At 49.1% G+C, this 12,039-nt stretch carries 9 protein-coding genes; 3 read left to right on the top strand and 6 right to left on the bottom strand.

What is annotated here, in order from left to right; translation table 11 throughout:
* Window positions 1-1,976: calcium-binding protein (locus tag NG795_RS14320; protein WP_495855880.1), on the bottom strand; the 1,976-nt coding region annotated here is incomplete at its 3' end.
* Between the two features lie 1,215 nt (window positions 1,977-3,191).
* Here NG795_RS14320 and NG795_RS14315 point away from each other — a divergent pair.
* Together NG795_RS14315 and NG795_RS14310 are read left to right on the top strand one after the other, a co-directional pair.
* Window positions 3,192-4,334: a HetZ-related protein 2 gene (locus tag NG795_RS14315; RefSeq protein ID WP_367289340.1), complete on the top strand. Its 1,143-nt coding sequence runs from the start codon at window positions 3,192-3,194 to the stop codon at window positions 4,332-4,334.
* Window positions 4,335-4,853: 519 nt separating this feature from the next.
* Window positions 4,854-5,969: an ATPase, T2SS/T4P/T4SS family gene (locus tag NG795_RS14310; protein ID WP_367289339.1), complete on the top strand. Its 1,116-nt coding sequence runs from the start codon at window positions 4,854-4,856 to the stop codon at window positions 5,967-5,969.
* A 99-nt stretch (window positions 5,970-6,068) separates the two neighbouring features.
* On the opposite strand, the gene aroF is transcribed toward NG795_RS14310, so the two are convergent.
* The 5 genes from aroF to NG795_RS14285 all read right to left on the bottom strand — a co-directional run bounded on the left by aroF (window position 6,069) and on the right by NG795_RS14285 (window position 9,888).
* On the bottom strand, window positions 6,069-7,133 hold the full coding sequence (aroF, locus tag NG795_RS14305; RefSeq protein ID WP_367289338.1) for a 3-deoxy-7-phosphoheptulonate synthase: 1,065 nt from the start codon (window positions 7,131-7,133) through the stop codon (window positions 6,069-6,071).
* A gap of 210 nt (window positions 7,134-7,343) precedes the next feature.
* Window positions 7,344-7,811: a PAM68 family protein gene (locus tag NG795_RS14300; RefSeq protein ID WP_367289337.1), complete on the bottom strand. Its 468-nt coding sequence runs from the start codon at window positions 7,809-7,811 to the stop codon at window positions 7,344-7,346.
* 17 nt (window positions 7,812-7,828) lie between these two features.
* Window positions 7,829-8,098 (bottom strand): 30S ribosomal protein S15, encoded by a 270-nt coding sequence (gene rpsO / locus NG795_RS14295; protein WP_015151668.1) that lies wholly within the window; start codon window positions 8,096-8,098, stop codon window positions 7,829-7,831.
* A 310-nt stretch (window positions 8,099-8,408) separates the two neighbouring features.
* Window positions 8,409-9,038 (bottom strand): Holliday junction branch migration protein RuvA, encoded by a 630-nt coding sequence (ruvA, locus tag NG795_RS14290; RefSeq protein ID WP_367289336.1) that lies wholly within the window; start codon window positions 9,036-9,038, stop codon window positions 8,409-8,411.
* A 103-nt stretch (window positions 9,039-9,141) separates the two neighbouring features.
* The gene (locus tag NG795_RS14285; RefSeq protein WP_367289335.1) at window positions 9,142-9,888 is read right to left on the bottom strand and encodes a sucrose-phosphate phosphatase; all 747 of its coding nucleotides are present in this window, start codon (window positions 9,886-9,888) and stop codon (window positions 9,142-9,144) included.
* Window positions 9,889-10,263: 375 nt separating this feature from the next.
* Between NG795_RS14285 and NG795_RS14280 the strand changes: the two genes are divergently transcribed.
* Window positions 10,264-11,943: a purple acid phosphatase family protein gene (locus tag NG795_RS14280; RefSeq protein WP_367289334.1), complete on the top strand. Its 1,680-nt coding sequence runs from the start codon at window positions 10,264-10,266 to the stop codon at window positions 11,941-11,943.
* The last annotated feature ends 96 nt before the right edge of the window (window positions 11,944-12,039 follow it).

Here is a 12,039-nt window from a genome sequence, read left to right as displayed (position 1 = left end):
ACATCATCAGCATCATCGTCATCGGTGACATCATCAGCATCATCGTCATCGGTGACATCATCAGCATCATCGTCATCGGTGACATCATCAGCATCATCGTCATCATCGGTGACGTCATCAGCATCATCGTCATCGGCATCATCGTCGTTGAGTTCATTGATGAAAATAAAGCCGTTAGCGCTTTTTAATTCATCAAAGACTTTGAGGTCACCAATGATCAGGTCGTCCCCATCCCCACCGGAGATAGAGTCACTTCCTTGACCCCCAAGGAGAGAATCATTTTCGCTGCCGCCTTCAATCAGGTTATTGCCAGCAACTCCAAAGATTAGGTCGGGGAGGTCGTTTCCGGTGAGAGTATCGTTGCCATTACCACCGATGAGAATATCAATGACTCCAGTCGCTTCTAGGAGCACTCCCTCATCACTATCGGAGACCAACACATTGCTGCCGGTCCGGTCAATGTCGTCTATATTGCGGATTTGGATTCCAGAATCACCGGAATCGTCATCGGCATCATCGTCATCGGCATCTAAATCACCGGAATCAGCATCTAAATCATCGTCATCGGCATCATCGTCATCGGCATCTAAGTCACCGGAATCGGTATCTAAATCATCGTCATCGGCATCATCGTCATCGGCATCATCGTCATCGGCATCTAAGTCACCGGAATCGCTATCTAATGCGGGGGGTACAGGGGGTGAAACGATGCCGGTAGGAGGATTGAAGACGATGGGGGAGGTGTCGGTGGGATTTTCAGGGGTTGAGGTGTCGTCTTCTAAATCATCATCATCATCATTATCGGGCATTTCTGCTTCGGGCATCGGTGGATTCGGCATGAATCCACGGAAGAATCCCACCTGGAAGAAGTGGAAAATGGCATTGGGGAATTGACCTTGTTCGATTCCTTCAGAGACTTCTGGATATTGTTGTAAGTAGGTTTCCAGATTGAAGGAGGGGCTGGGAATACGTCCTTCAAAAATCCCGTTATTTAAGAAGTGAGAGAAGACGCTCCGAAGCCTTCCCGTGTTGAATGCTTCCGCAACATCTTCATATTGTTGTAAGTAAAATTGGGCGTTAAAAATGTTGCTGAAAACCCGAATTTCACGGATTCCATGCAGGAGCCAATGTGCTAGGCCGCTGCTAAATTGACCCTGTTGCACAGCATCACTAACGTCTGAATTATTATTCAGATACTCTTCTTCGTTGTAGGCGAGGTTGGGAGAGCGATTTTCGTTGATGCCAAAGAGTAAGAAGTGGTGTAGGGCGCTTTTGAAATCACCCTTGGCGATCGCATCTTTCACGTCGCGATTATTTTCTTCATAGAATCGCGCATCGAATCCCGGAATGACGTTCCGGCCTTCTAGATATCCAAAGAGGTAGGCGTGTTGTAATCCACTCTTAAACACCCCTCGTTTGACGGCCTCCTCAACATCAGGGTTATCGGCCAAATATTCATCTTCATCACAATAGGCAGTGACCAGTTCTTTGATTTGAGGATCGACGCCTGCATCGTCATCCATGTCATCGGCATCATCCAAGTCACCGGAGTCCATCTCTAAGTCATCGGCATTATCATCGCCTTCGGCAGTGGTCGTGACTTCACCTTCTAAGTCATCATTATCATCCAAGTCACCGGAATTCATCTCTAAGTCATCGGCATTATCATCGCCTTCGGCAGTGGTCGTGAATTCCCCTTCTAAGTCATCATCATTATCCAAGTCACCGGAATTGGCATCTAAGCTATCACCATTATCCTCGCCTTCGGCAGTTGGAGTGGTTTCACCGTCCAAGTCATCATCATCCAAGTCACCGGAATTGGCATCTAAGTCACTGGATTCGACGTCGGTTACAGCGGTGGTGGAGAAGATGTTGTCATCCAATTCATCATCCAAATCGCCCGAATCGACATCAATAGTCGGATCGAGAACGACAACTCCTGTGGTTTCTTCTGGCATTGTTTCTTCCGGATTCATTGCAAAGCTCCTTGGTGCAACAGGGTGAAAAGTTACGGGGTAGATTAGGTTGGCTTTTCCCGGCTTCGGGAGTCCGTGGCACTCGCATTTATGAATAGAGGCACGGTTTGCAGGGTTAGACTAGAAAAAGGTTTTTTTTACTTCCCTTAAATTGGACGAGGGCAAGTTAATAGCCTTTTAATTTATTTTTCACTTTAGAAAAAGCATTTTAATCTGTCTAAAGGCTGATTTTAAGGAAATTCGCATTCCCTGAATTTTATCATGAAAAAAACTCTCTCTGCTTAAGGTTGCTGAGAGATTTACGGAAATCAATTCCGAGGGATATTAAATAATTAATCCAATTTTTTCTATTTTTATTTCAATGGCTTATGCTTGAAGTATCATCCTAATGACAATCTGATTTCCTCTACTTTTTTCGGAAATCTCAAGAGTCACAACATTTGATGAACAGTTGGCCTAGAGCTAAACGGGCCCCGGGAGTTTGCTTCATTAAAATTGGGATGCAGCAAAGCTTAAAAAATAAAGCATGAGGATCAAAGCGATTTTTGAACACTACAAAAAAAATACGGATTCTTGAATGGAGGATGCGAATATAGACGCTAGGCGGAAACTCTATGTTCCGGCAACAGTAACTACATGGCAGCATCTCTTAATCTGATTTAAAAGAATCAAGTTTTGTTCCCGGTGAGCGAAAGATTATCTACAAATTCCAGGAATTTGATGAAAAGAGGATTGATGTACTGACTCTGTGGTGGCTTCAGTCCGATCGCTGCGTCAGTCCCCGAGAACGCCTAATCCAAAACCCGAGGACTTGGGACTGGAAGAACAAGTGCCCTAGTCCGGGGGTAACATTTGGGTTAGAAGCCGGGGTTCTTCACGAAATTTAGGCCAATTCGCCGCAGATCGGGGCCAAAAACCCGGTTTCTGGTCCCTGGGATCTCAAATCCGGGCCTCCTAGGGCCTGTTAGAGGTCGGAGGTAAGCGCTGAAAGACTGCCATGAGTGCAACAATAAAACAGCAGGCCGGATGGATCCTTATTAGCAGTAAGGGGATGAAGGGTTGAAAAGTTGGGGGATGAGGAATTGGTTTCGGGATGTCATGAGGGAGGATGGGTAACGGGGTCGGACAGGATAGGACGTTGGACCCTCGCCTTGGCTTCAGGATGAGCTTAGAATCGGTAAGAGTGGGAAGCGTGTTAGAGGTGAGGAGTTAATCATGACGTTGGCAGAACAACTGGCGCAAGAGTGGCGATCGCGCCTATCCCAGGATTGTGCAGAGCATCCAGTGAGCACCCACGAGAGTATCGTGCAATGGCTGTTGGGGGAGGATCCGGAGCGTTTTGAGGCCCTGACGCCAGAAAAGCTAGAAATCATCCGTTCGGCGATGGACTATCGCTATCGGATTTTGCTCAGGGTCCTCGGGGTGCCGACGGAACGAGCTTATACGAATTTAATCCGTCGGTTGTCTTCGTTGGTGCTGCTGCGAAATAAGATAAAAACTTGGGTGGCGCTGAGTCGCGATCGCCAGCGGACGGTGGTGGATGTGGTGCAGGAAGTCATCCAGGAGTTGTGCGAACGCGATCGCTATATGCAACAGCAAATTGCCTGGATTGGCAAATCCACCCAAACCTCGCGGGTCAGAAATGCGCTGTTGTTGGCAACTATTGAAGAATATTGCTTGCGTCCGGTTCGGAATCAACCTTTACTCGCCTATCGGTTTTTTAACTATTTGCGGAGGTCCCAGCGTGGGGGCTTGACTCAGGTGCCCGAGGCGGAATTAATTCGCCTGGTTTCTGATGAAATTGGTTCGGATGAGTCAGACAGTTCGATTAGTTTGTTGGATGCTCAGGCGATCGCCAACACGCAAGATGCGATCGCCTGGGAAGAACAACAACTCTTACGCCAAACCGTCCAACAGGAGTTTGCCGACTATTTGGCGAAAAATGTGGATCCAACTGCAGCGGATTGGTTGCGATTGTATCTTCAAGGTTGCTCCCAAGATGCGATCGCCAAGGGTCTCAATTTACCCGTTAAGCAAGTCTATCGCTTGCGGGAAAAAGTCAGCTACCATGCGATTCGCGTCTTTTCCCTGAAAATCGAACCGGAGTTAGTCGCCAACTGGCTACAAATTAGCTTACAAGACCACGGGTTCGGTCTAACCTCGACCCAGTGGCAACAATTTTATCAAACCCTCACCCCAGAACAACAACAGCTACTTGACCAACTCAAACAGGGACAATCTTTAGAGGCGATCGCCCAGAACCAAGGACTCAAACATTCTCAAGTGCTAGGGGAATGGACCCAACTTTATTTAGCGGCTCAGTCCCTCCGCAATAGCCGTTCCGAAGCCGATGGTTGATTAAACATTGTTAACTTTTTCTTCGGAAAAGTGCTACTTTTAAAGAAGAATATTAAATCAACTCACCCGGACTACCGCTGTCCCTTGAGTTCTGGTGCATTGAATGAGAGTTGAGAAAGCGATGAGTGTGACAGCCTTATCCCCAATTTGTTCAACTTTAGCGAATCTTTATCCCACATTCCTCGGAATCGGTGACTTTTGACCCAAGTTAGTTACGACAGCGGAAGCAGTGGAATTGAGGAAATAACTGGGTGCATCTAAATCCGTTGAAAACTTGCCAATTGTACTCAAAATTTGACACAGAATGCGATTCTTGCCTACCTTGTGGGGAACTGTGCAATCCGGTGTGGTATCGGACTTGACTTGTCGGGTGATCAAACCAGAAAATAGGAATAACCCGCCAGCATTTCTCTATCTTGGATAGTCAGGAGTGGGACCCACCCTGACAAGCTTGGGTCATTGGTGTCACTATTGTGGGTTTTCTTTCTCTGAATAAAACAGCACCGAGTCCTTTCACCAATGCAAACCAAAACCGTCACTAACTGGGCAGCACAAATGGATTCCGAGCAAATCTTCCAGCTAATTGACAACCTGTTGCCTTTTGAAGCCTGCCTTTATCATGAGGTGTTACCGTTGTCCATTAAAGGGAGCCGTCTCCACCTGGGTATGGTCGATCCCGAAGATTCTGCCGCCTTGGAATATGTCCGGCGCATTCTGGGATATATGAGGTGTTCTCTGGTATCCGAACCGATTTCTGCTGAGATTCACCGCTCGATGCTCAGTGCTTACTTAAACTATATGCACACCGGGAAGAAAAAAGCATCGGCTCCACCTCATACCCCGGGGAGTCATGTTCCCGCCCCGTCCATGCCTCCTTTGCCGAATTCCTCCCATGCTTCCTCGGTGGCAGTGCATTCTCGGAACGATTTGCTCCCCCTACCCCATTCCCATTTAGCGACTAGCGATCGCCCGAGCTTACCCGCACCTCACTCGACACCCATGTTACCAGGGGCGGCGGTGCCGCTGTTGCAAGTGAGTGTCTCCCATCCTCACAGTTCCCTGGATGAACTTGCCAATTTACCCCCCAAGGAGCTTTTACAAGAGTTATTGGGGCGAATTTTAGAAGGGGGTATCGGTCGGCTTTATTTCGAGCGCCAATCTCAACAGGGGCGAATTCTTTGGAGTCAAGATGGGGTCGTGCAGTCGGTGATGGACGGTTTGGAACTGTCCCTGTTTGGGGGGGTGATGAACGAACTCAAGCTATTGGCACACTTGCCGTTAATCCCCCTGCAAAAACCGAAACAGGTGGAAATTGAACGGCGCTATAACAAAGAAGAGTTATTATTACGCTTGCGGGTGATGCCAGGAACTGATGGGGAACGGGCGACCTTGCAAGTGTTGCGCGGGGCGGCTTTAAAGTTTTACAAGCAGCAGCAGGTGGAGGATTTAAGTCGGGATGCCTTGCGACTAGCGCTACAACTTCAGCGGAAGGTGGATGAATTGCGCGATCGCGCCAGTAAAATTCCCGATCTAGCTTTATCCAAGTTAGATGCACTGCCTGCGCTCAACCAGTTAATTCGTCAGGTGGATGAACAGTTAGCTAAACTCAAGGCACTGGACGAGCATAAGGAGTAGTCGGACTGATCCCAATTTGGAGAGTGCCCCGGATCGGATGTAGGGGCAGTCTCTTCACTGCCCCTACTCTGGGCTGATTCTCCAAGATGGAATCGCCCGTTACGCTAAGACGGGGGTGGGGACAGTCCACCGACCAACGGCTTTACCAATCACCGCTAACTCTTCTCCCATCAGGTGATCAAAGCGATCGGGGGTGAGGGATTGGGGTCCATCGGAGAGGGCTTTATTGGGCGTCGGGTGTACTTCAATCATCAGGGAGTCGGTTCCTGCTGCGATCGCCGCCCGCGCCATCGAAGGCACCTGATCTGACCAACCCGTTCCATGACTGGGATCAATCATAATCGGCAGGTGAGTCAGCTTTCTCAGGACCGGAATCACCGATAAATCCAAAGTATTCCGGGTGTACTGCCGGTCAAAAGTCCGGATTCCCCGTTCACACAAAATCACCCGGGGATTGCCTGCGGCCAAAATATACTCCGCTGCCATCAACCACTCTTCAATCGTGGCGGACATTCCCCGTTTGAGTAACACCGGCTTATCCTGAGCACCGACTTTCTTTAACAGGGAAAAATTATGCATATTCCGCGCCCCAATTTGGATGACATCGGCGACTTCCCCTAACATCTCCAAATCTGACGCATCCATCAGTTCGGTAATAATTCCCAACCCAGTGACTTCCCGCGCTGTGGCGAGTAACTCTAACGCACTTTCGCCATGTCCTTGGAACGCATAGGGCGAGGTGCGGGGTTTAAAGGCACCGCCTCGCAAAAACTTGGCCCCAGCCGCTTTGACTCGTCGGGCCGTCTCAACAATCATATCCTCGTTTTCCACAGAACAGGGTCCTGCCACCACCACGATCGGGTGGGTTTCACCAAAGTGAACCGGACCATTAGGAGTATCCACCACGACTTCTGAAGCTTCGCCGTGGCGGAATTCCCGACTGACGCGCTTAAAGGGTTGTTCTACCCGCAAGACTTGTTCGATCGCCGGACTCATTTCTTGGAGTTGTTGCAGATCCAAATCTGCCGTATCCCCAACCAGTCCAATTACGACTTTATAGCGACCGACTATTTTCTCCGGGGTCAGCCCCCAATTTTCGGTCAATTCTGCATTGAGTCGGTCAATTTCGGCTTCGGGTGTGCCGACCTTCATTACAATGATCATGGTATGTTACCGGGCTTATTTGCTTTTGTACAGACTCTTTAACTGCTCTCGTCGGCGATCGGCTCTTCCTAAGTGATGGCTTCTTTCTAGCAATGTTCAGCACTTCGCTAAAGAGCAGCCGATCGCCGATCGCCCGCGAATCCTAATAAATTGAGCATAGGTCATTTGTCCTTGGTTCTCCTAAGACGACAAATGACCAATGACAACTGACTACTGGCTTTTTTGCTTCGCCGCTCGCCTCGCCGCATTCATTCGGCCCAAATTGGTGGTAAACTCCTGCCAACCTAACAGGGATCCGGGAATCTCTTCATCCCAGGATGCGGACAGTACGCCGTAGGTTAACCCAATCACGCCGAGTCCAAAGCAGCCCATGCTCACCAAGACGACGGCGAAATTAGGCAAGGGGAACAAGTCCCCAGTGATCACAAAATAGCTGGCGATAAATGTAAACATCCCCAAAGCAGTCGGAACCCCGCACAAGATTGCCATCCGACTCACCATGCGTTGGCTGACCACTTCGGGAATGGCCCGTTCTTCTTTGGACATCGGACGACGAGCAGTTTTTTCCGGTTTTCCAGAGGCTGGAGTTTCGGATGCCTTGGGGGTTGAGTTGTTTTTGGCCGGTTTTTTCCGTTTGGGCTCAAACGGTAACCGATTTCGTTGGGGTTCCTGTGACATGGGTTTTTCTGTTGGTTCTAACCCCGAATCCCGAGGCGGGTAATCAAAGCGCGATAGCGGGCTTGGTCTTGTTTCAAAATATAGGCCAGTAAGCGCTTGCGCTGACCAATCATTTTCAACAATCCTCTTCTGGAGGAGTGGTCTTTTTTGTTGGTTTTCAGGTGTGCGCTGAGTTGGTTAATCCGGGTGGTTAACATGGCAACTTGCACATCTGCCGATCCGGTGTCGGTCTCATGGATTTGATATTCGTTGATGAGTTCGTGTTTGCGCTCTTGCGTCAGGGTCATTGCTTTTTGGCTTTACTACTATAAACGCGGCAATTCACAATCTTAACATGACTTTGGGAGATGGGGAAGATTGGGGGGAGATGGGGGGCTTACAAGAGTAGGTTTTTTTTTCTCGTGACGTGGCTTAAGCGCGTCACGCACTATGGGCGGCTCTGCCGCCTGCTCCTCTGATGACGAGTTGAAGCCGTGACAGGTACAATAAGCAGCGATTAGCCCTAGGGACTGGAGGCAGAGCCTCCAGAGTGCATGACGCGGCAGAGCCACGTCACGAGGAACCTACTGCTGTAAGGGATGGGGGGGATGGGGGGCGTTATTGGGAGGCTAACCAGGCGATCGCCTGTCGGATCCACTCTTCTACCGGGTCCTCGTTGGATAATTGGCCACTTTGAGCGATCGCCGATAAAGATTCCATGACTTCGCTACTGCTATATCCGATCGCCAGCAACGTCATCTCTACATCCTCTTGCAATGCCGGTTTGACTCCCATTGCTGGAGTCGCACTCACCCCGGATTCCTTCCGCCATTGCGCCAGTTTGGTTCTCAGTTCTAGGGAAATCCGTTCCGCAGTCTTTTTCCCCACCCCTGGCGCTTTAGCGAGGATGGCGGTATTACTGGTGACGATCGCCTGGACCAATTCGTTCAACTCTAGGGTATCCAACAGGGCGATCGCCAACTGAGTCCCAATCCCACTCACGGCAATTAATTGCCGAAATAATTCCCGTTCCGCATGAGACGCAAACCCATAGAGCACCATCTGGTCCTCGCGAACCTGGAGATGGGTAAACATCTGCAAAGTTTCTCCGACTGCCGGTAACTGGCGAATCGTCCGAGGACTAATTTGCAAGTCATACCCCACCCCATTCACCTCTAAAGTTAGGAAAACCCGATTGCCCGTATTTTTTTGAACCCCTGCCACAGTGCCTTTGAGATAGCCGATCATGCCATTAGGTATCCTTGTGATGCGGTTGCGGTCTGATTCCAGGGTCTCGGTTGAGGGTGGAGGGGTTCAAGGGCGATCGCTCCTCTACCCTCAACCCTTGAGTTTACAAGAACTGAAAATGTTTTAAGCCTTCTAATATACCACCAGCACAGGATGCTTGGGCAAAATAAAGACTATCCTGGCGATGTTCTTCATACCAGGTTCGCAACTCGGGTTGGGCATTTCCAACGATGATCCCCCGTTCTTCCCCTACTTCAAACAGGGCGATATCATTCCCCGAGTCCCCACAGGCAACGGTTTGTTCTGGTTCCATGCCGTAGCGGTTGCGGATAAATTGCATGGCTAACCCTTTATTTCCCCTGATGGGTAAAATATCCAGGTCTTTGCCGCCACTGTAAATCAAACGCACCTCTAATGAGCGGTCTTTTAAGGCAGATTCTAACCGGGGGAGTAAATCAGGGGCGACATCCTCGGAAAGGAAATAACTGACTTTAAAAGGGCGCTGTTCCGAGTCTGGTTGGGACACTAAGTCAGAAAAATGACCGGCAGTTGCCAGAATGCGATCGCGGTCCCACCCGTCCGAGAGAATATCCGCCCATTCGGAGTCATACGCTTCCATGCCATTGGTATAGATTTCGGTGCCAACGGAGGTAACTAAGGCATCCGGTTGGATGAGTTGCTTTTCTTGTTGGAGTTCCTGGTACAGTGCAGGCGATCGCCCGGTGGAATAGACAATTTTCGTTCCATAGGTTTGGCGATGCTGACTGAGTGCTTCCTGAAGGATTGCCAAGGCTGCATCGTCACCGACATAAGTATGATCTAAATCGGTTATGAATAAAAACTGACTCATGTTTTCCTCTGGTTTATGGTATTTAGTGGTTTATTGTTTCGTGGCGATCGCACCTTGTCAAAGTCCAGGGGGTAGAATTTGGGTGTTCATTCAACGAAAAACTGAGAGTTTCCGATTCCCAGAAGCCTGATTCCCGTCAAATGGAGACAACCCTCGGGGCGATCGCGCGTTTATTTAAGGGTCTTCGGTGGATGGGTTAGACAGCCTGTTACTATGGCTTAAAGATTCTTCTAGACTGGGCGAACCTCTATGATACTGACTCCCCCACCCGAAGCGTTCAAATCTGCGCTCAACACCCCCCGCAAACTCGGGTTGTTGATTCTGCTCTTTTTCTGTTCCCTCTGTCTGATCTTCTTGTCACCTGGGTTGAGTGTCATGGTATTTCCCCCCCAACTTTTAACGGATCCGTTTCTGCAAGTTCCCACCGCCAATTCTGTTCGGGTCCTGTGGTTTACGGAGTTTGCTGGGATTGAGCATCGGGTCGAATATGGGGAAAAGGGGGAGAACCTGGTGGGGGCGACTACGATGAAACTGAGTCGGACTCAGGAGGACGGGCGATCGCACCTCGGGAGTCAAACCGAAGACGGATCAGTGTATCCGAATCCGACAGTCCGAGAGATTTGGCGGCATGAAGCGGAGATTACCGGATTAACCCCAGGAGTGCGAGTCCCCTATTCGGTGACGAGTGTGCGGGAGGATCAGGTAGAAATTAAGAGCGATCGCTTCACCCTGGCAGCCAACCCCGAACCGGGTAGCGATTTGAAAATTTTGCTCACTTCCGATTATCAGTTAAAGCCGATGACTGCGGCTAATTTACAGAAAGTTGTGGAAACAGTTGGGCGAGTTGATGCGGTGTTTCATGCCGGTGATTTAATCAATGTTGCCGATCGCGCTTCGGAATGGTTTGATGACAATCGGGGAAATGCCTTCTTTCCCGTCCTACAAGGTCGCGCTCAGTATAACTTTAAATCAGAGTCCGGAACTCATCTTTATACCGGGGGTCAAATTATTCAACACGCGCCCCTATTTCCTACGGTCGGCAATCATGAAGTGATGGGGCGGTTTTCTCCAGAAAAAGACTTAGATGACCAGTTTATCGATGCCTTTCCCCGGGAGGTAGCCCGTCGCCTTTACGAGGAAAAGGTTAAAGAAATCAATCCCGAAGAGTCTCCGGTATTGCGCGATCGCTGGTTGATTGACAACTCCTTTAATACCACAACCTTTAATGAAATCTTTAACCTCCCCAATCCTGAAGGCAAAAATTATTACGCCGTCACCTTCGGCGATGTGCGATTAGTTGTTTTATATATCACGAATATCTGGCGCTATCCCAGTCTCGATCCTACAACCAAAGGTCGATATCGAGAACGGGCAGAAGATTTAACTCAACCGGAAAAATGGGGATACGGACAACATATTTTTGAACCCATTACTCCAGGAAGTCGGCAATATCAATGGCTGGAACAAGAGTTAGCCAGTCCAGAGTTTACAGAAGCTAAATATAAAATTGTCATGTTTCATCATCCCCCCCATTCCCTCGGGGGAAATGTCGTTCCGGCTTATACGGACCCAGTGAAACGGTTAGAATCTGATGAAATTGGGCGGATCACCGTGCGCTATGAATATCCCAAAGACCAAGATTATATTATTCGGGATGTTGTACCCTTATTGGAATCTGCCGGAGTCCAGTTGGTATTTTACGGACATTCTCACTTATGGAATCGCTTCGTCAGTCCCAGTGGAATGCACTTTTTGGAATCCTCTAATGTGGGGAACAGTTATGGGGCGCATGACGAGAATAATCCCCGCGAAGTGCCGGAAAATTATCAAGAAACCTATACAGCGATCGGCAATCCCAATGGCTTGGATCCGGTGATTCCCACCCTTTCTCCCCTTTTGGATGACCAGGGTCAACCGTTACCCTATCTTGCCAGTAATGATATCTCGGCGTTTAGTATTTTCGAGACCCGTACAGGGATGGTCAGCAGCTACCGTTTTGATGTCAAAAATCCGAATGCGCCGGTGGTTAAATTTGATGAATTTAAGTTGAAATAATCTGGACAAAATCTCGATTGATTCCAAGTGTTTGACAGTTCTGAGACACCTCACAAAAAGCAGTGTTGAAAGGCAGATTTTATGAGTTTAAGTTTG

Origin of the sequence: Laspinema palackyanum D2c (assembly GCF_025370875.1) — a bacterium.
GTDB classification, from domain to species: Bacteria; Cyanobacteriota; Cyanobacteriia; order Cyanobacteriales; family Laspinemataceae; genus Laspinema; species Laspinema palackyanum.
The sequence above is the reverse complement of the archived record's forward strand: the minus strand, read 5'-3'. Positions and strand labels throughout refer to the sequence as shown.